The sequence below is a fragment of the Pseudomonas sp. xss_2 genome (genome assembly GCF_043104195.1).
Taxonomy (GTDB): Bacteria; Pseudomonadota; Gammaproteobacteria; order Pseudomonadales; family Pseudomonadaceae; genus Aquipseudomonas; species Aquipseudomonas urmiensis.
Map to the genome: position 1 here is coordinate 1 of NZ_JBICKL010000024.1, position 419 is coordinate 419.

Consider the following 419-nt stretch of genomic DNA (forward strand, 5'->3'; position numbering starts at 1 on the left):
CACCACCAGCTTCGAGCAAGGCCCCAACGGCCCGCTGGTGCCGGAGCTGAAAGCGCTGTTCCCGGATGCGCCGTACATCGCCCGCCCAGGCCAGATCAACGCCTGGGACAACGAAGACTTCGTCAAGGCAGTCAAGGCCACTGGCAAGAAGCAGCTGATCATCGCCGGTGTGGTGACTGAAGTGTGCGTGGCCTTCCCAGCGCTGGCGGCCCTGGAAGAAGAGTTCGAAGTGTTCGTGGTGACCGATGCCTCCGGCACCTTCAACGAGATGACCCGCGACGCCGCCCACGACCGCATGAGCCGTGCTGGCGCCCAGCTGATGACCTGGTTCGGGGTGGCCTGCGAGCTGCACCGCGACTGGCGCAACGACGTCGAAGGCCTGGCCGCGCTGTGCTCCAACCACATCCCGGACTACCGCA

General features: G+C 65.6%; 1 protein-coding gene. It reads left to right on the forward strand.

The genetic code is table 11. The features are described from left to right. On the forward strand, positions 1 to 419 hold a 419-nt coding region (locus ACF8K2_RS03530; RefSeq protein WP_392463492.1), incomplete at both ends, for an isochorismatase family protein.